The organism is Mycobacterium mantenii, from assembly GCF_001667865.1.
Lineage (GTDB): Bacteria > Actinomycetota > Actinomycetes > Mycobacteriales > Mycobacteriaceae > Mycobacterium > Mycobacterium mantenii_A.
Map to the genome: position 1 here is coordinate 12,394 of NZ_LZJP01000010.1, position 23,839 is coordinate 36,232.

The 23,839-nt window shown below is 64.6% G+C and carries 17 protein-coding genes; 8 read left to right on the forward strand and 9 right to left on the reverse strand.

Annotated features, from left to right (window positions below):
• Positions 1-20: 20 nt before the first annotated feature.
• Positions 21-1,028, reverse strand: a complete 1,008-nt coding sequence (locus A5688_RS00855; RefSeq protein ID WP_067831561.1) for a CobW family GTP-binding protein — start codon at positions 1,026-1,028, stop codon at positions 21-23.
• Positions 1,029-1,171: 143 nt separating this feature from the next.
• Here A5688_RS00855 and A5688_RS00860 point away from each other — a divergent pair, with 143 nt between their 5' ends.
• The 6 genes from A5688_RS00860 to A5688_RS00885 all read left to right on the forward strand — a co-directional run bounded on the left by A5688_RS00860 (position 1,172) and on the right by A5688_RS00885 (position 7,951).
• Positions 1,172-1,801: a TetR/AcrR family transcriptional regulator gene (locus A5688_RS00860; protein WP_068268021.1), complete on the forward strand. Its 630-nt coding sequence runs from the start codon at positions 1,172-1,174 to the stop codon at positions 1,799-1,801.
• Positions 1,802-1,842: 41 nt separating this feature from the next.
• The gene (locus A5688_RS00865) at positions 1,843-2,511 is read left to right on the forward strand and encodes an enoyl-CoA hydratase-related protein (protein ID WP_067914633.1); all 669 of its coding nucleotides are present in this window, start codon (positions 1,843-1,845) and stop codon (positions 2,509-2,511) included.
• Positions 2,512-2,584: 73 nt separating this feature from the next.
• Positions 2,585-3,511: an alpha/beta hydrolase gene (locus A5688_RS00870; RefSeq protein WP_067831555.1), complete on the forward strand. Its 927-nt coding sequence runs from the start codon at positions 2,585-2,587 to the stop codon at positions 3,509-3,511.
• Positions 3,512-3,723: 212 nt separating this feature from the next.
• The gene (locus A5688_RS00875) at positions 3,724-4,332 is read left to right on the forward strand and encodes a TetR family transcriptional regulator (protein WP_067831553.1); all 609 of its coding nucleotides are present in this window, start codon (positions 3,724-3,726) and stop codon (positions 4,330-4,332) included.
• Between the two features lie 299 nt (positions 4,333-4,631).
• Positions 4,632-5,066: an MmpS family transport accessory protein gene (locus tag A5688_RS00880; RefSeq protein WP_278184230.1), complete on the forward strand. Its 435-nt coding sequence runs from the start codon at positions 4,632-4,634 to the stop codon at positions 5,064-5,066.
• On the forward strand, positions 5,063-7,951 hold the full coding sequence (locus tag A5688_RS00885; RefSeq protein ID WP_067831548.1) for an RND family transporter: 2,889 nt from the start codon (positions 5,063-5,065) through the stop codon (positions 7,949-7,951). The genes A5688_RS00880 and A5688_RS00885 overlap by 4 nt, the downstream gene beginning before the upstream one ends.
• Before the next feature lie 62 nt (positions 7,952-8,013).
• On the opposite strand, the gene A5688_RS00890 is transcribed toward A5688_RS00885, so the two are convergent.
• The 8 genes from A5688_RS00890 to A5688_RS00925 form a co-directional block, all read right to left on the reverse strand.
• Positions 8,014-8,796, reverse strand: coding sequence for an SDR family oxidoreductase (locus A5688_RS00890; RefSeq protein ID WP_067831546.1), 783 nt, complete (start codon positions 8,794-8,796; stop codon positions 8,014-8,016).
• A gap of 473 nt (positions 8,797-9,269) precedes the next feature.
• Positions 9,270-10,688 carry a PAS domain-containing sensor histidine kinase gene (locus A5688_RS00895; protein WP_067831544.1) on the reverse strand — a complete coding sequence of 473 codons (1,419 nt, stop codon included), beginning with the start codon at positions 10,686-10,688 and terminating at the stop codon, positions 9,270-9,272.
• Positions 10,689-10,848: 160 nt separating this feature from the next.
• Positions 10,849-12,267: a WS/DGAT/MGAT family O-acyltransferase gene (locus A5688_RS00900; protein WP_067914635.1), complete on the reverse strand. Its 1,419-nt coding sequence runs from the start codon at positions 12,265-12,267 to the stop codon at positions 10,849-10,851.
• Positions 12,255-13,193, reverse strand: coding sequence for a 3-oxoacyl-ACP synthase (locus A5688_RS00905; RefSeq protein ID WP_067914637.1), 939 nt, complete (start codon positions 13,191-13,193; stop codon positions 12,255-12,257). The genes A5688_RS00900 and A5688_RS00905 overlap by 13 nt, the downstream gene beginning before the upstream one ends.
• The gene (locus tag A5688_RS00910) at positions 13,177-14,280 is read right to left on the reverse strand and encodes a 3-oxoacyl-ACP synthase III family protein (protein WP_067914639.1); all 1,104 of its coding nucleotides are present in this window, start codon (positions 14,278-14,280) and stop codon (positions 13,177-13,179) included. Before A5688_RS00910 ends, A5688_RS00905 begins: the two co-directional genes overlap by 17 nt.
• 3 nt (positions 14,281-14,283) lie before the next feature.
• Positions 14,284-16,584 carry a phosphoenolpyruvate synthase gene (gene ppsA, locus A5688_RS00915; protein ID WP_067914641.1) on the reverse strand — a complete coding sequence of 767 codons (2,301 nt, stop codon included), beginning with the start codon at positions 16,582-16,584 and terminating at the stop codon, positions 14,284-14,286.
• 20 nt (positions 16,585-16,604) lie between these two features.
• A complete protein-coding gene (locus tag A5688_RS00920; RefSeq protein WP_082955221.1) occupies positions 16,605-18,140 on the reverse strand; it encodes an AAA family ATPase in 1,536 nt (511 codons plus the stop codon).
• Between the two features lie 41 nt (positions 18,141-18,181).
• On the reverse strand, positions 18,182-19,066 hold the full coding sequence (locus A5688_RS00925; protein WP_067914643.1) for a universal stress protein: 885 nt from the start codon (positions 19,064-19,066) through the stop codon (positions 18,182-18,184).
• Between the two features lie 51 nt (positions 19,067-19,117).
• On the opposite strand from A5688_RS00925, the gene otsB reads away from it, so the two are divergent.
• Positions 19,118-22,894 carry a trehalose-phosphatase gene (otsB, locus tag A5688_RS00930; RefSeq protein ID WP_082955218.1) on the forward strand — a complete coding sequence of 1,259 codons (3,777 nt, stop codon included), beginning with the start codon at positions 19,118-19,120 and terminating at the stop codon, positions 22,892-22,894.
• A gap of 132 nt (positions 22,895-23,026) precedes the next feature.
• Complete coding sequence (locus A5688_RS00935) at positions 23,027-23,836, forward strand: universal stress protein (protein ID WP_067914646.1); 810 nt, start codon at positions 23,027-23,029, stop codon at positions 23,834-23,836.
• Positions 23,837-23,839: the final 3 nt, after the last annotated feature.

Below are 23,839 nucleotides of genomic sequence, written 5' to 3' on the forward strand. Positions count from 1 at the left end.
GTATCTTGCCGGATCGTTGCTCACGCGCTCAGGCGCCGGTACCGGTCAAGCCGCCGCAGGGCCTGCGCTGACGGCCGCCCCGAGGCGGGCTGCAGCGCGCTGTCGACTCGGGCGCGGACAGCCTCGACGTCGAGATTCATCCCGATCGCCACCAGGCAGTTGGTGATGGCGCCCCGCGGCGCGGTCCCGATGTGGATCGCGTTACCCACCAAGTTGACGACGTAGCCGTGGACGGTCGCGCGGTGGCGCACTGCCACGATGCCTTTGAGCCTGAAGACCCGAGGCGGTGGATCTTCCAAGAGGTCCAGCAGGGCGTCGGGGTCGACGCAGCCGGAGCTGCTGACGGTGACGGCGTCGGCGTGGACGTGGACGTGGTCGTGCTCGGGCACCAGATCCAGAAACGAGAGCTGTCCAACCTGGCCGGAGGTGGCGGATGCGTCGAAGAGCAGCTCTGTGGCTATCCGGCCACCCGTCGTGCCCACGACATGTACCCGCGGGTTACGTTGCGCCGCACGCTGTGTGACGCGTTGTACCACCGCCGCCCGCTCCCGCTCAGGCAGCTGGTCAAGCTTGTTGACGACGATCAGCGACGCCGCGCCGTAGCGCACCGGGGGCAGTGTGCCGCGGTCGACGGTGTCGAAGTGGTTCGCGGCGTCGACGACGTCGACAAGGCCGCCGGGTCGGACCCCACGGATCTCGCTGAAGCCAATGAGCCGCGCGATGGCCACCGGGTCGGCCAGACCGCTGGCCTCGACGACGATGGCATCGAGGCGCCGAGCTGGATCGGCGAGCTTGATGAGTGCGTCGTCGAGCCCTCCGCCGTCGGGTAGGCAACAGATGCATCCGCCGGCGATCGAGGCGGGCTCGTCGACCTGGCCGGCGACCAGGCCGGCGTCGATGTTGATGTCGCCGAAGTCGTTGACCACCACTCCGATTCGGGTGCCCGGGTGACGTAGCAGGTGGTTGAGCAGCGTCGTCTTGCCGGCTCCGAGATGACCGGTGAGCGCGATGACGGGTATCGCAGCCAAGCCTCACCCTCCGCGTCGACATCCGGACATCCGATGCTAACCGGCGCAAAATTCACGTTCTGATCCTGGCCGCCGGATCCGGCATCCTCCAGCGGGAAGGCACCGGACAGCTATTAGAGCAAGTGCTCTGTTATAGTGACCGCATGCCGCGCCCGCGCATGCACGATCCCGACGTCGTCCTGGTCGCCGTCGAGGATCTGGTGGCGCGGTCGGGCCCATCCGCGGTGACCATCCGAGCGATCAGTTCCGCGGTGGGTGTGTCCAACGGCGCTGTGTATCACACGTTTACATCACGGGGCGGGCTGATGGGCCAGGCCTGGCTGCGGGCGGGTAGACGATTCTTGTCGGTGCAGACTTCGCTGGTCGACGAAGCGGTGGGCAGTGGCGACCAGGGTGGTCCCATCGAGGCCGTGGTGGCCGCTGCCGACGCGGCCGTGGTGTTCGCCGAGCAGTTCCCCGGCTCATCGACGTTGGTGTTGCGGGTGCCCCGCGAGCAAGTGCTCGCCGACGATGTGCCCGACGACGTTGCCGACGAGCTGCGACGTCTCGACAAGCATCTCGTCGCGTTGATGGTGCGGCTTGCCATCGCGATGTGGGACCGCAAGGACGCGGGGGCGGTGGGTGCGATCACCAGCTGCGTCGTCGACCTGCCCACCGCCCTGCTGCTGCGCCGGGACCGGATCGAAAGTGTCACCGCACGCGCGCAGCTGCACGCGGCGGTGCGCGCGGTGCTGGCGGTCGGCCCCCCTCCGCCGCGACAGCAACGCGGATGACGAATCTTTGTAACCATCAGCGCAACTCAAGAGGAAACACCATGACAGTGACATTGGACTACGCCGACAAAATCGCCATCATTAACCTGGGTGAAGACGAGAACCGTTTCTCCCCAACATTTCTGGATGACATCGATGACGCACTCGACCAAGCCGTCTCAGCCGGCGCCCAGGGACTGATCACAACCGCCGCCGGAAAGTTCTACTCCAACGGACTGGACCTGGACTGGCTCAGCGCCAACACCGACCGGGCGCAGTGGTACATCGGCCGGGTGCACCGGCTGCTGGCGCGCATGCTGACCCTGCCCCTGCCCACCGCGGCCTCAGTGGTGGGTCACGCGTTCGGTGCCGGAGCGATGCTGGCCATCGCGCATGACTTTCGCGTGATGCGCGCAGACCGCGGATATTTCTGTTTTCCCGAGGTAGACATCCGCATACCGTTCAACCCCGGTATGGCCGCGCTCATCCAAGCCAAACTCACCCCTCGCGCGGCCGTCGCCTCGATGACCACCGGCCGACGCTTCAGCGGTCCCGATGCAGAGCACTTCGGCATCGTCGACGCGACCTGTGCCGAGGGTGCGGTCACCGACACCGCCCTCGACGTGCTGCGCCCACTGCGGGGCAAAGACCCGGGCACGCTGGCCGCGATAAAACAGACCATGTTCGATCACGTGGTGGGCGCACTCAGCGACCACAACGGGCCGCAATAAGCTGCCTTGGACACTAACTCCGTTCCTGTATGGTCAGCGATGTCTGCCGGTGCGAGGGAACAGAGGGCATTCGATGGCAAACAGGCTCCCCGACAACGCCTTCACGTCCCCGCAGGTGTTGGATCCCGGCCTGCGCAAGGTGGCGCGATTCGTTCCTCGCGGATACGCGTTGCACCGCGGTCTGAAGTTTCAGCGCGCAGTGATGAATCTGATGGGCAACGCCGGGCGCGTCCGCACCGTGCCCGTCGCCGCCGTCAACGCGCACGTCGCGGTCCGGCTGCATCGTCCGGCGGGCCTTCCCGAGCGCGCACCCGCACTGCTGTGGATCCATGGCGGGGGAACCATCATGGGCCACGCGGCCCAGGACGATAAGTTCCTGCGGAAGCTGTCGCACCGCACCGGGTTTGCGATTGCCGCGGTGGAACACCGGTTGGCGCCCGAGCACCCCTACCCGACACCGGTCGAAGATTGTTACGCGGCCCTGCTGTGGCTGGCCGGCCAGTCGTGGGTTGATCCGGATCGGGTCGCCGTCGGCGGGGCCAGTGCGGGTGGGAATTTCGCGGCCGCGGTGGCCCAGCGGGCCCACGACCGCAACGACGTCGAAATCGCGTTCCAGATGCTCGTCTACCCGATGCTCGACGATCGCACTGGCGCCGAGCGTAACGGCCCGAGGCGCATCATGTGGACGGAGTCCGACAATCAACTGGCCTGGCAGTGGTACCTCAACGGCGCAGATCCCGAAGAGGCGGCGCCGGCACGCCGAACCGATCTGTCCGGCCTGCCGCCCGCCTGGATCGGAGTCGGCACGCTGGACCTCTTCTATCGGGAGAGCCAGGAGTACGCGCGACGCCTGCGCGACGCCGGTGTCCCGGTCCAGGAGGAGATCGTTCCGGGCGCGTTCCACGCGTTCGATCAGATCGCGGACAAGGCGCCGGTCTCGACGAGGTTCTTCGAAAGTCAATGCGAGTATTTGCGCGGCGCGCTTGCGCCAAGTGGATGACTGCCTTCATCCCAGCGCCCCATTCGCGGCGCATAGCTGAATTCTGTTGTGCGACAACAGGGTCATACCGAAGTTAGGTCTCTATAGCGCACGTCGCCCAAGCCCCTGCCCGATCGGCCAACCATTGCTGCGCGCCCTGACACGCGGGGCCGGCGAGCCCGGAAGCACACCTTTTTGACTGCAAAGTGTGCACAGCGTGCAACTATATGGGTATGGCCAATCCCGTAGGGCTCCGCGAGCGCCGTCGCCGCCAGACGAGCGCCGACATCCGCGACGCCGCGGTGCGCCTCACGCTGGAGCGCGGATTCGACAAGGTCACCGTCGACGAGATCTGCGCCGAAGCCGGAATCGCCACGCGCACGTTCTTCAACTACTTCCCCAACAAAGAATCGGCCATCGCCTACGGCCCCTCGGACATACCCCCCGAGCTGGTGGAGGACTTCGTCGCCGCAGGCCCGGCCCCCTATTCGGTGGTGCTGGCGGAGCTGATCACGTTGGCCGCGCATCACCTGCGCGACGTGCCGCCGCAGCGCGAACACGCGGCGCACATGCTGGAGCTCGCGAAAACCTCTCCCGCCGTGTTGGCGGCGTTCCTCGCCGACTTGGAACGGTTCCAAAACCAGTTGACCGAGATCATCGTGCGCCGCCAGGCGATGAAGCCGGACGACGAGATGGCGGCACTGATCTCTGCGCTGGCGCTGACGGCGGTACGTTCCGGCATCGAGAGGTGGGCCGGCGGCGAGGCAAATGAAACCGCCGACACGCCGATGCCCTATGTTGAGCGGGCTGCCGCGCTGGTGAACAGCATCTTCACAAAGTGACCTGAAACACCAGTAGCAAATGTTGCATGCACTGCAAGATATGCACATCATGTACTATGCGCTGGTGGCGGTACCCGGGGAGGCTTCAGCAACAAGGCGAGCCGGGTGTCGGTGCCGGGGACGTCGGCCGGTGTGGGTGGGCAGCATTCACCGCGTGTGACGCTCGAGCGCGCGCGAACCGTAGCAATCGACGTAATTCGTTGTTGAGCAATGCGACTTGTGGGCACTCACCTGCCCACGACCGGTCGCGCGAACGCTGATCCACGTCACGACCGCGTGATGGGGAAGGGACCACCTAGGTGCAGATATCGAGACTTGTGCGCAACGCCTGGTTGCCGCTGTTGATCGTGGCGGTCGTGGTGGTCGGCGGCTTTGCGGTCGTCCGAGTCAAATCGTTTTTCGGCGCCCACGACACCGGCATCATGAGCAGCCCGCGGCTCGATGATTCGAAGCCGTTCAAGCCCAAGGTCGTCAAATACGAGGTCTTCGGCTCGGCCGACCAGGCGAACGTGAACTACTTGGACCTCTCCGCCGATCCGCGGCGGGTCGACGGCGCGCCGCTGCCGTGGACGCTGGTCCTCAGCACCACCGCCCCCTCGGTCTTCCCGAATCTCTCGGCCCAGAGCGACGGCAGTTCCCTCGGTTGCCGCATCACCATCGATGACGAAGTCAAGGCCGAGAACATCACCCACGGCGTGCACGCCCTGACCTTCTGCTTGGTGAAATCCGCATGAGCACAACAGTCGACGACACCCGCACCGACGCCATCCCCGTCGTCAAAGAACCCGTGCACGACAAGATCCCCCGGATCATCCGCACGTTGGCCGTGCCGATCATCCTGGGCTGGATCGCGATCATCGCGGTGCTCAACGTCGTCGTCCCCCAGCTGGACGAGGTCGGCAAGATGCGTTCGGTGTCGATGGCACCCGACGATGCGCAATCGGTGGTCGCCACCAAGCGAATGGGTGCGATTTTCAACGAGTACAAGTCCAACAGCTCGGTGATGATCGTCCTCGAAGGCCAGAATCCCCTCGGTGCCGATGCGCACGCCTACTACGACCAGATCGTCAGGAAGCTCGACGCCGACACCAAACACGTTGAGCACGTTCAGGATATGTGGAGCGATCCGCTGACCGGGGCGGGCGCACAGAGCAACGACGGTAAGGCCGCCTACGTCCAGGTCTACCTCGCCGGTAACCAGGGTGAGGCCCTGGCCAACGAGTCGGTGGAATCCGTACAAAATATCGTCAAGAGCGTGCCGACGCCCAAGGGGGTGAAGGCCTACGTCACCGGCCCCGCAGCGTTGTCGGCGGACCAGCACGAGGCTGGCGACCGCAGCTTGCAGCTCATCACGTTGGCCACGTTCACCGTGATCATCGGCATGCTGCTGTTGGTCTATCGGTCCATCGTCACCGTGTTGCTGACGCTGGTGATGGTGGTGCTCGAGCTGTCGGCCGCGCGCGGCATGGTCGCTTTCCTGGGCTACTTCAACCTCATTGGGCTCTCGACGTTCGCCACGAACCTGTTGGTCACGTTGGGAATCGCGGCCGCCACTGACTACGCGATCTTCTTGATAGGCCGATATCAGGAAGCCCGGGCTATCGGTGAGACCCGCGAAGAGGCGTACTACACCATGTACAAGGGCACCGCCCACGTGGTGCTCGGGTCCGGTATGACCATCGCCGGCGCGACTTTCTGCCTGCACTTCACCAACCTGCCGTACTTCCAGACGCTGGGCATTCCGCTGGCCATCGGCATGGTGGTCGTGGTCGCGGCGGCCCTGACGCTCGGTGCGGCCGTCATCGCGGTGGCCACGCGTTTCGGCAGGACCCTCGAACCGAAACGGACGCAACGCATTCGCGGGTGGCGCAAGATCGGCGCCCTCGTCGTGCGCTGGCCCGGCCCGATCCTGGTGGTGACGATCGGGGTCGCGCTGGTGGGCTTGCTGACCCTGCCGGGCTACCGCACCAACTACAACGACCGCAATTACCTACCCGCGGACCTGCCCGCGAACGAGGGTTACGCGGCCGCCGACCGGCACTTCTCGCAGGCGCGGATGAATCCCGAAGTGCTGATGATCGAAAGCGATCACGACCTGCGGAACTCGGCGGACTTCCTGGTCATCGACAAGATCGCCAAGACGATCTTCCGGGTGCCGGGAATCGGTCGCGTGCAGGCCATCACGCGCCCGCAAGGCACGCCGATCGAGCACACCTCGATCCCGTTCCAGATCAGCATGCAGGGCGTCACCCAGCAGATGAACCAGAAGTACCAAGAAGATCAGATGGCCGACATGCTCCACCAGGCCGACATGATGCAGACGACCATCGACAGCATGGAAAAGATGTCCAGCATCACCGTGCAAATGTCGAACGACATGCACCAGATGGTCAAGAAGATGCATGACATGACCATCGACATCAACGAATTGCGCGACCACATGGCGGATTTCGAGGACTTCTTCCGCCCGATCCGCAGCTACCTCTACTGGGAAAAGCACTGCTACGACATCCCGGTGTGCTGGTCGCTTCGTTCGGTCTTCGACGGCCTCGACGGCATCGACACGATGACCGACGACATCCAGAGCCTGCTGCCGATCATGGATCATCTCGACACGCTGATGCCCCAGATGGTGGCGTTGATGCCCTCCATGATCGAAAACATGAAGGCCATGAAAACGACGATGCTGACCATGTATTCGACGCAGAAGGGTCTGCAGGATCAGCAGAACGAGGCTCAGAAGAACTCCAACGCCATGGGTAAGGCGTTCGACGCCTCCAAGAACGACGACTCGTTCTACCTGCCCCCGGAGACCTTCAACAACAAAGAGTTCAAGAAGGGCATGAAGAACTTCATCTCCCCCGACGGGCATGCCGTGCGGTTCATCATCAGCCATGACGGCGATCCGATGTCGCAGGAAGGTATTTCGCACATCCCGTTGATCAAGAAGGCCGCCTACGAGGCGCTGAAGGGCACGCCGCTGGAGGGCTCGAAGATCTATCTCGCGGGTACCGCGTCGATCTACAAAGACCTCAGCGACGGCAACACCTACGACCTGTTGATCGCCGGAATCGCCTCACTGTGCCTGATTTTCATCATCATGCTGATCATCACGCGAGGTGTGGTGGCATCGGCGGTCATCGTGGGAACCGTCTTGCTCTCGCTGGGCGCGTCCTTCGGGCTTTCGGTGCTGATCTGGCAGCACCTCATCGGCATCGAGCTGCACTGGATGGTGCTCGCGATGTCGGTGATCATCCTGCTGGCCGTCGGCGCCGACTACAACCTGTTGCTGGTGGCGCGGTTCAAGGAGGAGATCCACGCCGGCCTGAACACGGGCATCATCCGGTCGATGGGCGGCACCGGCTCGGTGGTGACATCGGCGGGGCTGGTCTTCGCCTTCACGATGATGACGATGGCGGTCAGCCAGCTGACGGTCATCGGCCAGGTCGGCACCACGATCGGACTGGGTCTGCTGTTCGACACCCTGATCGTGCGGTCGCTGATGACACCGTCCATCGCCGCGCTGCTGGGCAAGTGGTTCTGGTGGCCCCAACGGGTGAGGCAGCGCCCGGTTCCCTCGCCCTGGCCGCAACCGGCCAGTCTCGCCGCGAAACTGTAACTGTCGACGGCACTACTCGCGGAACACGGTGCCAGTTACAGTCTCGCGACACGAGACGGAACTTAGGTAACCCAGTCCGGCTGCGCGTCGGTCTCGACGCTGGAGAAGTCCTTGTGTCCCAGGCCGGCGGTGGTGCCGCCGTCCACCACGAACTCCGAGCCGGTGGAGTAGCTGGACTCGTCGCTGGCCAGGTAGACGACGAGGTTGGACACCTCCACGGGTTGGGCGGCCCGGCCCAGCGCCGTCTGGAAGATGTCGTCGGGAACCCAATCCGTCATCGGGGTCTTGATGAGCCCGGGATGGATTGAGTTGACCCGGATTCCGCTTGGCCCAAGTTCCAGTGCGGCCGACTTGGTGAGACCCCGCACCGCGAATTTCGTTGCCGTGTACCCATGGCAGGCGATGGTGCCGGCCATGCCTTCGATCGAGGAGATGTTGATGATCGATCCGCGGCCCGCTTCCTTCATCGGCTTGACCACCGCGCGGATGCCGAGAAACACGCCCGTCAAATTGATGTCGAGGATGCGCTGCCACTCCGAGAGTGCGTAATCCTCCAGCGTGCCGATGTTGATGATGCCGGCGTTGTTGACCAACACGTCGAGGTGGCCGAACTCGCCCAGGGCGGTGGTCACCGCGGCATCCCAATCCTCGGGCTTGGTCACGTCGAGGTGCAGATAGCGGGCCGCGTCACCGACCTCCGCCGCTACCGCCTTGCCCTCGTCGTCGAGGATGTCACCGAAGACCACCCGGGCGCCCTCGGCGACCAGCGATCGCACGTGCGATGCACCCATCCCCCGGGCACCGCCACTGATCAGGGCGACCTTTCCCGCCAACCGTTCCGCCACTGCGATTCTCCTGTCGTAGGGTGCCCCGATAGACGCCTACGAGCACCATACAGATGCGACATCATGTATGACCAGGGCGCTGTTTTACGCGGATTTTCCGACCACTATCACCTGAGGACCCTCAACGCCCACGGGCGCGGATCGTCCTCGCTTCCGTCATCTTCTGGAAGCCGGCGTGCGGGCTGTTCGATGAGGCCTTCAGCCACATCGGGTCCGGCCGAAGATGACGGATGGCGGCGCATCGACTCCTCGCGCTCGCGGGCGCGCAGCTGAGCCGCATTCCAAGCCGAGTGCGTCTGCAGGACAATTATTTTGGCCGCAACACCAGTTGCCATGTGGCTGTTCCTCTCACGACGATGTTGCCTCGCTCAAAATGTCGTATTTACAACATTTATCGCGGCAGCCGCACCAGCCGATAGGGACTGAAGCCTCTAACACGGGGGCCGTTCGGCCACAGCGCCCAGAACGCGGCACTAGATCAGAACAAGCGGAGCAATCCATCGCAGCCGGGTGCCCCCGCCGGGAGCATGATCGACGTCCAAGGTGCCCCCGACCGATTCGGCACGCTTGCGCAATCTCATCAGGCCGGCTTCCGTGACGTCGTGGGGCAAGCCTCTTCCGTTGTCGACGACTTCGATACACAGTTCGTCGGCGACCTCGACGGCGATCGTCAGCTTGGTCGCCGCCGCGTGCCGCACCGCGTTGTTGATCGCTTCCGTGACGACGGCTTCGGCGTCCTCGGCCAGCGCGCCCTCCACCACCGAAAGCGGTCCTTTGTACTGCACGGTGGTGGCCAAATCGTCTGATAGCCGGCTGATCACTTCATCCAGACGCTGGCGCAGACCGGTGACATCGGTGTCCCTGCGGCGCAGATCGAAGATCGCCGTGCGGAAATCCTGCACCACCGCGTGGAGATCGTCGACCGCGGTGTTGAGGCGCTGCTGCACTTCGGCCGAGCGCGCCCGCGGGATGGTGCCCTGAAGCGCGAGGCCGACGGCGAAGACGCGCTGAATTGCGTGGTCTTGCAGATCGCCTGCGATGCGGTCCCGCTCGGCGAATACTTCGGCCTGCGCGCGAGCTTCGCTCAGCTCGGCCTGGAGGGCCAACTGCTCGGTGATGTCGCGAATGGCCGCCGACACCATGACGCCCTGCTCGGTCTGCAACGGGCTGAGGCTCACGTCGACAGGGAACACGGTTCTATCGCGACGCAGCCCCCAGAGCTCTAGACCGGCCCCCATGCGCCGTGGCCCCGGCTTGTCGAAGAAGCCGGCGCGATGCTGTTCGTGGGCGCCGCGTAGCCGGGGCGGGATCAGCATCTCAATCTCCCTGCCCAGCAGTTCTTCGCGGGGGTAGCCGAACATCTGGTCGGTTTGGGCGTTCGCGAGCATGATGCGCCCGTCCGGGCCGACGATGACCATCGCCTCCGGGGCCGATTCCAGCAGAGCGTGGAACATCGTTTCGGCTCGTTGGTGCTCGGCGGTTACGTCGCGCATCACTTTGGTGAACCCGGTGACGGCACCCGCGTCGTCTTTTATCACTGCCAACGCCACGGCGGCACGAAACCGCCGGCCGTCCTTGCGCACTCGCCAGCCTTCGAACTCGATGCGTCCCGAGTCGCGCGCCGCGTCCAACTCGCATCCGGCCCGCGCGCCGGCGCGGTCCTCTTCGGTGTACAACACCGAGACGGGTTGGTCGAGCACGTCCGCCACGGTGTAGCCCGTCATCGCCTCGGCGCCCGGGCACCAGCGGATCACGTCTCCGATCGCGTCGAGTTGAATGATCGCGTAGTCGGTGATCGCATCCACCATGGCGTCGACGTCGCATAGCCGCTCTCGCAAGCTCTTGTCGAGTAACGCCGAGCTCAGATAGCGTTCGGCGCTGGGCGATGTCATCAGGCGTGGCCCTCTTTCCTTGCCTGCGGCTGCACCGATACTACCGTCCCGTCGTGTGCCTGACTTCAAAACGCAACCTGAGATCCGGGCATGCGCCACCCTGGGCGTGCATCGAGAGAAGCGAACCCCGTCAGCGGATCGCGGTGTCTGGCGCGCCCGTTCACTTCGCGGACTTGACTTTTGACGGTTCGAGCTTCGCGGCGCGGCTACGCCGATGCGGTCGGCTGGCCCTCACCAACCGTTCGACACCGTCTTCGATCCCGCGGGCGAGCGCCTCGATGTCGGGCGCCGTGTCGAAGTCGGCGGTGATGCCGAAAACGAAGTTGTCGGCGTAACTGACCATCGCAATGCCCGTGCGCAGCTGAAGGGCGATGGGAGGAATGGGCAGAATTTCCAGCACCCGGCGCCCCAGCAATCGCTGCTGGCCTCGTGGGCCGGGAACGTTGGTGGCCAGGGCGACCACCGCACGTTGGGGCAGGCGCATCAGCAATCGAATCGTCCACGCGGAGAAGGCGAACGGAACACGCGCCAGCGCCGAAACCACGGCACTGCCACCTTCGCTTTGACCGCTCGCTTTGGCGTGCTTGAGCCGATCGTGCACCAGTCGCAGCTGTTTGAGGGGATCCTCCTCGTCGACCGGTAGCAGCGGCAACATGGCCGAGACCCGGTTGTCGGCCACCTTGAGCTGGTCGATCGGACGGACCGAAACCGGCACCAGCGTGCGCAGGGAATTCCGCCCGGGCTGCTCCCCGCGCGCCAGCAGGACCGAGCGGTAACTGCTGGTAATCGCCGCCAGCGCAACGTCGTTCACGGTGACACCGAACTTCTGGGCCACCTTCTGCATGTCGGTCAACCGAACCCGGGCTGCGCTGTACCGGCGCATCGTCGTAACCGGTCCGTTGAGTGACGATTCCGGGCCGGGGATGAGCAGACTGGCGGCCAATTCGGCCGCACCCACGGCAACGTGCTCGGCGGCGGTTGCCACGCCCATGGCGCTTCGTCCCATCTCACTCACCCAGTTCATCGGGTTGAGGCTTGGTTTCACCGAACCCGACTCGTGCCGGGCCGGCCGCTGAGCCGCGTGAATAGCTGTCACGAAACTTTCGCCGGTGTCATCGTCGCTGAACTTCGCCATCAGCTGGGTTGCCGCGATGCCGTCTGCGATGCAGTGGTGAATCTTGGTCAGCACTGCCCAGCGGTCGTCGCTCAGCCCTTCGATGATCCAGCAGTCCCACAGTGGCCGTTCACGATCCAGGCGGCGCTCCATCAAAGTCGCGATCATCTCGAATAGTTCGGTGTCCCCCCCGGGATGCGGAAGCGCAAGGCGATGCACATGGCGTGAAATCTCGAAATGGGGGTCGTCAACCCATTCGGGCGGGCGCAGATCGAGCGGATGAGTCCGCAGCATCTGCCTGAATCGCTGGATCGCCGGCATCCGGTCGGCGATAGCAGAAACGAATTCGTCGTAGCCTGGGGCCGGACCCTCCGCGATTGACACGGCGCCGACCGCCAGGCTTACGTGCGGATCGGAGTCTTCGGCCTCGAGGAAACCTGCATCCAAGGCAGTTAGTTGCTCCATTTGGCTACCTTCCGCGCGGTGCCATCTGATCCAGAAAATGCGGATGGCGGTTGCCGGTAGAGAGCGGCGCCCCCGGTGGTACCCGCGCCGGCGACGACGAAAAGCACTCGAGCGCCGACCGGTAACGTTTCGGCTCGCTGCCCGAAGGCGGCCGCCAGCGCCGCGGTGTGCATGTTCTGATCGTCGGCGACGATGATTTTGTCGACCGGCACCCCAAGCCTGTCGCTCAACAGGGTGCGGTACTCGTGGCGTGCGGGCGCCGCGACAATGACGTCGACATCGGCCAGCCGTGTCGATTGGGCCTCGAGGCATGCGCACACCGCCGACACCGCAGCCACGAGGAACCGCTCGTCCATGTCACCCGATTGACCGAACCGGAGAACGTTGCGAGAGTCCGCGAATCCTACTGTGGCGGTGAAGCTCTGACCGTCCCCCATCGGCTCCTCGGCATTCGACCAGGACACCGGGCTCAGCCCGTAGTCTTCGTCGGTCCAGCGACACAGCAACGCCGCGCCGGCGGCCGAAAACGGAAAATGCTCGCTCATTCCGTGGCCGGGGTCGGCATCGCTGGCGACGACGAGTGCCAGCCGGACGGCCCGTGACCGCAAAAAGCCGTCGACGATCTGCAGCGCGGTGAGCACCCCGCAAGCGCCGTTGGCGATATCGAACGAAAACGTGCCGTGGGCGCCGGTGTGCGGATCTTCGGGATTGGCGCCGATGTCATCCTGGATCAGCGCCGCCAATGCCGGTTCTCCGAGATTTCGGTCGCGATAGATCCCGGCGTTGACGACGAGATCGAGTTCACCGGGGTCGCAGCCGGCCCGCTGCAGGCAGTCCTTACCCGCGGTCACGGCCAGGTGCAGCGCGCTGCGCCGTCCTAGCCACCGTGGATATGCGATGGCGACTCGATCAATGATCGTGCCCATAGCGGCTCACCAAATCCTCGTCCAAAGTGACCAACACCACGCCGATTTCCAGCCCCGACGCCAGCGCCAGCAGCGCGATCCTCTCCCCCGCCGCGATGCGTCCCGCTTCCAGTTCCTCGACCAATGCCACCGTGTGGGTCGTCGATGCCGTGTTGCCGTACCGGTCGACGGTGATCACGGCGTCGTGCCGGGGGCTGTCGCCGAACGTCTCCGACATTCGGGCCATGCCCTTGCGGATCGCGCGCGCCGAGGTCTGGTGGGTGATCACGTGGTCGATGTCGTGAATCGAAATACCCACGGCATCAAGGACTTCATGAAGCAACAACGGCGTGTCGGCGATCGCGGCCCGCTGGATGGCGCGGGAATTCGTGAACATCCGCGCACCCGGATCGTGTCCCTGCGGATACGCCAAGCACAGCCGGCTGTAATCGGCGACAGTGGTGAATCCGGCGAGGGTGATACCGGCAGAGCCGGCCGGAGCCCGCTCGAGCAGCAGTGCCGCCCCGGCATCACCCAAAGTCAGGCACGCCAATTCCTTGCTCATGATGTTGCGGATGTGGCGTGCCGCATTGTGGCTCAGCTGCGAGATGTACTCGCCGCTGACCACCAGCCCACGCTCGACGATTCCCTGGCGGATCCAATTGTTCAGAATCGTCACCCCGGTGAGCATCCCCGCGCACGCATTGGATACATCGAAGGTCATCGCCTGTGACGCCCCGATTCCATTTGCCACGGCACTGCTCATCGTGGGCTCGAGCCACTGCGTCAGGCCACCACGGAACTTCGTGATACTGCAGCTGATCACCACGTCCAGCGACGCGGGATCCTGTTGCGCCCTGGACAGACAGTCGATCGCCGCCGAGACGGCAAGGGTGTACGAGTCCTCCTCGCCCACGGAGACCCGGCGTTCACGGATTCCGGTCAGGCGTTCCAGGTCGATGTGCGTGCGATGGCGCGTGGTGGCCATCAGTTCGTCGGTCGTCAGGTGGGTCTCGGGCAGATGACGGCCGGCACCAGCCAATCGGGTGACGTAGGGTGCCGTGATCCCTTCCCCCGCGGCGTCCATCACCAGCCAATGCCGCGGCATGGGTCACACCTGGCTTCGGTGCTGCGCGGCCGCTTCCAACAGCAACCGTCGTTCGGCGGCCGCGACCGTCCGCCGGGTGGCAGCGACCGCGTCGGGGTTGACCGACACCGAGGTGATGCCCATCCTGACCAGGTGCTCGGCGAAAGCCGGGTTGGTCGAGGGCGCCTGGCCGCACAACGACGACGTGATGCCGTGTTTCCGCGCCGTCGCGACAATGCGGCCGATGGCATCGAGAACGGCCCCATCGGATTCGTCGAACAACTCGGCACAGATCTCGGAATCGCGGTCGACCCCCAGCATCAGCTGGGTCAGGTCATTACTGCCGATGGATACGCCGTCCACACCCAGCCCTATGTATTCGGGTAGCCAGTACGTCACCGAGGGCACTTCGGCCATCACCCACCGATGCAGACCGCGCTGAGAACCCAGCGGACTCAAGTCGACCAGTGACAGGCACGTCTCCAGCTCCCAGCGCGTCCGCACGAAGGGAATCATCAGATGCACGTTCGGATTCTGCTCCCGCACCCGTGCCAACGCCTGAAGCTCCAGACCGAACAGGTCGCGTTCTTTGACGTATCGATAGCACCCGCGGTATCCGATCATCGGGTTGTTCTCGACGGGTTCGTAGGCCTCACCACCCTGCAAGCCGCGGAACTCGTTGCTACGAAAATCCGTCGCTCGGTATATCACCGGCCGGTTCCCGAAGGCCGAGGCGATTCGTCCGATCGATGTCGCGATGGCGTCGATGAGACCGAACTGCTCGCCGCGAGCGATGAGGTCACGCGGGTGCCTGCCGGAAAGCGCCTGGGTGAGCAGGAATTCGGCCCGCAGTAGGCCGACGCCGTCGACGTCTTGGGCCGCGACCGCTTCAGCCGAGTCGGGGATGGCCAGGTTGACGTAGATCTTGGTACCGGTTGTCTCGACGGCACTCGTGGTAACCACCGGCTGCCGGGGGGCCGACACGCTGACCTGCGGGCTGAGGCTTCCGGCACTGACATTCCCACGCGAGCCATCGACGGTGACCGACTGCCCGTCGTGCAGAACGGTGGTCGCATTGCGGGCACCCACCACACAGGGAACTCTGAGTTCGCGCGCGACAATGGCCGCATGGCAGGTCATACCGCCGGTCTCGGTCACCACCGCCGCCGCACGCCGGATAGCGGGAAGCCAATCCGGATTGGTCATCGGGGCCACCAGAATCTCGTTGTCGACCAACCGGTTGCCCTCTTCAGGAGTGCGGAGCACCCGAACGCGGCCGGAGGCCGACCCGGGCGCCGCCGGCAGCCCCCGAAGCAGGACGCCCGTGGTTTCCTCCCCATCGGCCGCCTGCGTGCTCAGCGTCGTGATCGGCCGGGCCTGGACCAACCAGGCCTTGCCGGACGCGATCGCCCATTCGACGTCTTGGGGGCAACCATGATGCGCCTCAACGGCAATCGCCAACTCGGCGATGCGGCGCAACGCCGCGTCGTCAAGGACTCGCGCCTCGGCCTGCGCGCGGTCCAATTCGACGATGACGTCGTGCCCGTCGGGACCGCGCTCGATCTTGAAAGCCTGGTACCCGACTTTGACGTCGAGCACGTTCAAGGTCTTCTTGTCGACGACGTAGGTGTCGGGCTGGACCTTCCCGGACACCACGACCTCGCCGAGCCCGAGAGCGGCTTCGATAACGATGTGTTCCCGCTCCCCCGTGCTGGGATCGGTGGTGAACGCGACCCCGGATTGTTCGGAGGAAATCATCTGCTGGACGACCACCGCCATCGCGGGATCGGCCCCGAATCCGCGGCTGGCCCGATAGGTGATGACCCGCGGGCTGAAAAGCGAGGCCCAGCACGTGATTACCGCCTCGAGCAGGGCACTTTCCCCTGCCACGTTAGTCACCGTCTGGTTCATTCCCGCGAACGATGCATCGCGGCCGTCTTCACCGGTTGCCGACGAGCGCACGGCCACAATGCAATTCGTTCCCAGAGCGCGGTAGGACTCGAGCAACCGATCGCGGACGTCCCGGCTCACGCCGGCTTTCGCCACCAGCGTCCGCATTCGTTGGCAGAGCTCGGCCAGCCGGGCGGCGCTGTCCACCTGCGTCAACGCTTCGCGATGCAGAGCGGCGAGTTCGGTATCCACCCCGCCGGCCTCCATCGAAGCCAGGTAGCTACTCCGCATCAACACGAACCCCGGCGGCACCGGAAGGCCCGCGGCCACCAACTCCCCCATGTTGGCGCCTTTGCCACCGGCCTCCTCGGCGTCCCCGAGGCGCAGCGTCGCAATATCCGAGACATACTTGGCGGTGAGGGTTTCAGATGACATGTCCAGCCTCTCTTAATATTTCAGCGGTTCTGCAGAGCCGGCGCGTGGACCGCTTGGCGCCAGACATCGTGGGCTTGTTCGACGGAGTACTCAACCGACCGCGAGGTGTCCAGCGGGTACGCCGTCTCCCAGCCGCTGTGCTGTTCGGCCAGGGCCGCCGCGATCCCGGGAGTGACCTCGGAACTCCCCTGCCGGCGCGTTTCTATCCGGTCCGCCGCCACATCGGCGTTCACCGAACACCTGATCTCCACCAATGCCGAAAACGTCTCGCGGGCAATGCGATAGGCATGGGCGCGGACCTGCGGATTGCGCCAGGTCCCGTCGAGGATGACCGATTGACCGTTGGTCAACAGGGCCCGCGCCCGGTGCAGGACAACTTCGTAGACGGTCCTGACGTTGCCGGGACGGTACAACCCCGCATCCAGATCGCCGGAATCGCCGGCGACCATACCCACCGCCCGCAATTCTCGGCGTACGTCATCGGTGGAGATGACCTGCGCCCCAGTCTTTTCGGCGAGAGCTCGCGCGATGGTCGACTTGCCCGTTCCAGGATTCCCCCCGACCAGGGCCATCCGAACGCTACCCATCTCCAAATGCCGGGTCGCAATCGCCAGGTGCCGAGCCGCATCGGCAGTGGCCTCCGGGTGTCCTTGCGACAGCCTTACGCAATCGACCTTTGCCCGGACGACGGCGCGGTACGCGATGTAGAAGTCTCGCAGTGACGATGGGGCCGTGTCCCCCGAATGGAGCGCATAGCGATCGAGGAAATAGTCTCCAAGGTCTGCGCGCCCCAAGAACTCCAGGTCCATTGCCAGGAAAGCGGCGTCGTCGATGCGGTCGAGATAGCGGAGCTTGTCATCAAACTCCAGGCAGTCGAGGAGCGCCGGTTCGCCTTCCACGCAGAAAATATCGTCGGCAAGCAGATCGCCGTGGCCGTCGACGATGCACCCATCCGCGATCCGATGCGTGAACAACGGAGCACGCCCCGACGTGAAATCGACCGCCAGGCGCTGGATTGGGGCCAGATCATCGAAGGAAAATCCCGAATCGGGGTTGTCCGCATGCCGATTCAGTTCCTGCAGGTTCTCGCTGAACCGTCCGTCGATCGCGCAGACCTGGCCCTGGGCGTCAATGGCAGTGCTCCGCTGGGACTGTCGGTGAAATCGGGCCAACATGGCGGCGATGGTGTCCAACACGCGGTAAATGGATTCGTCGGGGTCACAGCACACTTTGAATGCCAAGCGGTCCCTGTCGAAGTAGCGCCGCATCACGACGACCGGTTCGGGGGGCCCGCCGGCCGGATCGGTGAGATGTGCGATCCCCAAATAACTTTCCGGAGAAAGCCGGCTGTTCAATTCGACTTCTCGACGGCAGGCACGTTCGCGCTGTTCGGGTGTCCGGAAGTCGAGAAAGTCGGTCAGCACCGGCTTCTTCGCCTTGAAGGCACGCTTGCCGGCCAGCACGACCACACCGGTGTGGGTTTCGTGAACATCGACATAGGGTTCCGTGGGCGTACCGGGGGCCCCGACGTCAGCGGCCACGAGCTCGCGCCCCATCACCGTCGGTTTGTGCGTCGCCGAGGACATTCGGGATGGCCTTAGGACGGCCGTGCCACGATAACCGGCATGCGAACCGAGTGGACGACGGCGTTGCTCACCGAACCCAGCAGTACACCGGTCAAGCCGCCGCGGCCGTGGCTACCCACGACGGTCAGCTGGGCGGTTTCCGACTGCTCGATCAGCTGCCGAGCGGGCCGGTCGCATACGACGATTCGGTGCACGGTGACGTCGGGGTAACGCTCGTGCCAGCCCGCCAGACGTTCGGCCAGGCTCCGCTCCGCTTCCGACTTCACAGCCGCCCAGTCCACTCCGGGAAGCTCGAAGACCTGGGCGTCGCTCCACGCGTGAACGGCCTTGAGCTCGACGCCACGTCGTGACGCTTCGTCGAAGGCGATGGCCGTCGCAAGTTCGGAAGCCGGTGAGCCGTCGATTCCGACCAGGACGGGCGCCTGCTGGGGGTACGGCATCAGTGGGTCTTCGTCGCGAATGACGGCGACCGGACAGTGCGCGCGCCGCACGACGCCGGAACTGACCGAACCGAGCAAGGCCCGCCCTGCGGCTCCGCGGCCGTGGGACCCGACGACGACCATGTCGGCCTCTTCCGACATGTTGGCCAGCGTCGGCGCCGGCGGTGCATGCCACAGTTCCCTCGTGATGTCGATCTTCCGGGTTGTCCTTATGGCGTCCTCGGCGATCTTGACCGCCTCCTCCAACACCCGGCGGCCGTCGTCCTCCTGCCACGCCACGGCTTCGGCCGCCATCGGCACCTGAGGCCACATCGTCGTGGCGTTCACCATGTGGACCAGGGTCAGCGGGACATTGCGCAACGCCGCGTCACGCGCCGCCCAGCAGACGGCGAAATTCGATGCGGGCGATCCGTCAACTCCGACCACGATGCCGTGGCGCCTCATGGATGCGGTCATGTGGTTCTCCCTCGTTCATCCAGAACGCTATTGACCGAACGGGCGAAGGTCATGAGACTTTCGTCCCCAACCGCATGGACGAGAGACCTTCATTGGGGCGCCGGCCTTGACCGGGAGGCGCTTTGTGGAATCGTGATACGGGTGACCGAGTGGCCCGCCACTCTCGATAGGCGCTACCACGATGCCGTGATCTTCAACCTCGCTTGCGTGGTCACCGATACTGCGCCGGAAGCGGCGAAGGCCCGCGATTCCGCTCCCTTCTTGCTCCGGCGGCTGCGAGATGCCGGCATCGCCACAGCCGTCTACTCTCGCACCCCGGGCTGCAAGCGGGTTTTACGCAGCGCGGGGATAGACGAATCCATCGACCTTGTCTGCAAGGCGGACACCGCTACAACGGTCGACTCGTCGCCGCTCGCGGAAGTGGCGGCCTACTTGGGCTTCCCCGCCGCGCGTTGCGTGGTGATCGAACACGACGACGTCGGTGTCAAAGCCGCCATAGCGGATGGCTTCGGCTTGGTCATCGGCCTTGAGGACCAGGGAGATGCCGACGAACTACTGACGTGCGGCGCCGACACGGCCGTCGCCGACCTCGCCGGGATCTCGGTGCGAGACGGTAGCACCGCGGTGTCGGACATCGCCGATGCCGTTCAGGTCTACGGCCAGCTCAAAGAACTGGTGGGCGCCCGGCGACCGGCGGTCTTTCTCGACTTCGACGGCACGCTGTCCGATATCGTCAAGCATCCCGAGTCGGCGACGCTCGTCGACGGCGCCGCCGATGCGCTGCGGGCACTGGCCGCACATTGTCCGGTCACGGTGATAAGTGGCCGCGATCTCTCAGATGTGCGCGATCGGGTAGACGTCGACGGCATATGGTACGCGGGCAGCCACGGATTTGAACTGCTGGAACCTGATGGCACCCACCACGAGAACACCTCTGCCACAGGGGTTCTCGATGCCTTGTCGCTGGCCGCCTCCCGATTGACGGAGATGCTGAAGGACGTCGCGGGAACAAAGGTAGAACACAAGCGCTTTGCGGTTGCCGTCCATTACCGCAATGCCGATGCCAGGGACATCGGTCGGGTGGTCGCGACGGTCCGCCGATACGGTCGTTCTGAGGGCCTTCGCACCAGCATCGGCCGCAAGGTCATCGAACTTCGCCCAAACATCATCTGGGACAAGGGCACGACACTCGATTGGCTGCTCGGGCACATCGAGGCCCGCGATGGCGGGGGGCGTCTGGTGTTACCCATCTACGTCGGTGACGACCTCACCGACGAGGATGCGTTCGACGCCGTCGAGTTCGACGGCGTGGGGATAGTCGTGCGCCACGACGCGGACGACGATCGCTCGTCTTCGGCGATATTCAGCCTGGAAAACCCCTCCGCAGTGTGCGGATTCATTCGGCGACTCGCGGACGACCTGGAAGAGATTGCAGCGAGCCCGGCGGAGTCGTGGGAACTCGTTTACGACGGCTACCAGCCGGACCACGAGCTGCTGCGGGAGGCGCTCTGCACGGTCGGCAACGGTTACGTCGCTACCCGTGGGTGCGCGCCGGAAGCGTCGGCATGCGAAGTGCATTATCCGGGCACCTATGCGGCCGGCGTGTACAACCAGCTCGACGATCGAATCGCGGACCGCGCTATCGAGAACGAAAGCCTGGTCAACCTGCCCAATTGGCTCTCGCTGACGTTCCGCATCGACGATGGACCGTGGTTCCGCGTTGATGACGCCGAGTTGTTGTCCTATCGGCAGGTATTCGATTTGCGCCATGCGACGCTGACGCGCACACTCCGGTTCCGGCACGGTTCCGGCCACAGCACCACGCTGACCCAGCAACGGTTCGCGTCGATGCACCAGCCCCACATCTTTGCGATGCTGACCACCGTCTCCGCCGAAAACTGGTCAGGAACGGTCGAGTTCAGATCGCTGGTGGACGGAAGCGTGCGCAATACCTTGGTGGAACGCTACCGCTCCTTGGCAGATACCCACCTCACCGAGCCGGCGATCGACGAAATATCGCCCGATTCCGTGGTGTTGCGGACTGAAACGTCGCAGTCACGCATCGCGATCGCGGTAGCCGCGCGCAATACGGTCTGGCTGGACGATGCCCGGGCTGATGCGCGGTACCGGACCGTGCGAGACGGTTACCGTGCAGGTCATGACATCCAGGTGGCGCTGTCCGCGGGACAGTCGGTCACGCTGGAAAAGGTCGCGACGGTGGTTACCGGGCGGGACCCAGCCGTATCCGAACCGGCAAGTGCCGCACAGCATTACCTCGAGGGAGCCGGTCGCTACGCCGACCTGCATTTTCAGCACGCCCGAGCTTGGGCCCGGCTGTGGGAACAGTGCACCGTCAACCTGGGTGGCAGCACCGAAGCGGTGCGAATCCTCCGGCTGCATCTGGTGCACGTGCTGCAGACGATCTCTCCGCACACCGCCGAACTCGACGTCGGGGTGCCGGCCCGGGGCCTACATGGCGAGGCCTACCGCGGACATGTCTTCTGGGATTCGCTGTTCGTCTCGCCGGTGCTGAGCGTGCGCATGCCGAACCTGGCACGCTCCCTGCTGCTCTATCGGTATCGACGGCTACCCGAGGCCCGCCGCGCGGCACGAAGGGCGGGATACCTCGGGGCAATGTATCCCTGGCAATCGGGCAGCGACGGCCGGGAGGTGAGCCAGCAACTGCACCTCAATCCGCAGTCGGGACGGTGGAATCCGGATCCCAGCGCGCGTGCACATCATGTGGGTCTCGCGATCGCGTACAACGCCTGGCAGCACTACCAGGTGACCGGTGACCGCCAGTTTCTCGTCGATTACGGAGCCGAGATGATGGTCGAGGTCGCACGCTTCTGGGTCGGCCTGGCGCAATTCGACGACAGCCGCGACCGCTACACGATCCGGGGCATCATCGGACCCGACGAGTTTCATTCGGGCTATCCCGGCATGGAGTACGACGGAATAGACAACAACGCGTACACCAATGTCATGGCGGTCTGGGTGATCTTGCGCGCAATGGACGCGCTGGACCTGCTGCCGTTGCGGGATCGGCTCGACCTCGTCGGGAGGATCGATCTGACGGCGCAGGAACTCGATCGGTGGGAGCATGTGACGCGACGAATGTTCGTCCCGTTCCACGAAGGTGTGATCAGCCAGTTCGAAGGCTACGCGGACCTGGCGGAATTGGATTGGGAGCATTATCGGGAGCGTTATGGAAACATTCAGCGGCTAGACCGCATCCTCGAAGCCGAGGACGACAGCGTGAACAACTACAAGGCGTCCAAGCAGGCCGATGCGCTGATGTTGTTCTACCTGTTGTCCTCGGACGAACTGCTGGCTCTGTTCGGCCGCCTCGGCTACAGCTTTGCGGCCGAACAAATCCCGAAGACGGTCGACTACTACCTCGCGCGCACCTCGCACGGATCGACGTTGAGCGCCGTTGTGCATTCGTGGGTTCTCGCTCGCGCCCACCGGCACAAGGCCATGGAGTACTTCGACCGGGTGCTGGAGTCCGACATCGCTGATATCCAGGGCGGCACCACCTTTGAAGGAATACACCTGGCGGCGATGGCCGGCAGCATCGATCTGCTGCAACGGTGCTTCACCGGTCTGGAAATGCGCGACGACCGGCTGATACTCGGCCCGCTGTGGCCGGAGAGACTGGGTCCGATGGAATTTGCCATGGTGTACCGTCGCCACCGTCTTCACCTTCGGATCAGCGGACGAACCGCGACCGTGACCGCGGAAGCCCGGAAAGCACAACCGATCGAGGTGGAATGTCGCGGTCGCGTGCAACAACTCGTGCCGGGACACACCATCGAGGTCGGGTGAATGTCAGGGCAGATGACCATTGCCGCACGGCGAGGGGCCGAACGGCCCTGCCGTTCGCCGTCAAGGCTCAATAACGTCTCCGATTGACCACGGGTTATCCCGGCAGTCCAGCGTCTCGATCGGAGAAATGCAATGAACCATCCGCACTCGCCACAGCGGATAGTTGTGGGTATCGACGGCTCCGATGCGGCGGTCAACGCGGCCAAGTGGGCGATCGCCGAGTCCACCAGCCGCGATATCCCCCTTCGCCTGATCTATGCGATCCCGCAACGAAAGGCGGATGCGCCGGCCGACGATAACCTCGATGTGGAGTGCGGCGAATCGGCCCTGCGCGCCGCTTGCGCGGCGCTGCACGCCATGACCGCGGAAGTCAAAGTCGAAACCGATCTCGTGCATGGCTCACCGACAAGCGCGCTGATCGAGGAATCGCGCTACGCGGCCATGGTTTGCGTGGGTTCTGTGGGAATCGGGCAGATCGCCCGCAAGGTCATCGGCTCGACCGCCGACGCTGTCGCTCAGAAGGCGCATTGCCCGGTAGCGGTCATTCGCGCGAACCGCGAGGCCGCGGAGTCCCATTCGGGATCGATCGCGGTCGTGGTCGACGACTCGCCGAACAACGACATCGTGCTCGAGCATGGGTTCAGGGAAGCGCGGCTACGCAAGGCACCGATTCTCGCGATGGGCGTTTGGCGTTGGGGTTTCGGAGAAATTCCGTACCGTCAGTTGGACCGTCGGCTCCACCCGTGGGTCACCGAGTACCCCGAGGTGCACGTACACCCAACCGCGGCACGACACGGAGCCGCTGAATATTTGGTCGGCACTCAGGAACCCGTAGAACTCGCGGTGGTGGACAGCTCGTATTCCGACAAGGTCGCCCGGATGGTCGGTCCACTCACCCCTCGCTTCGGACACACCGGATGTTCGGTGCTCGTGGTGCGCTGAGTA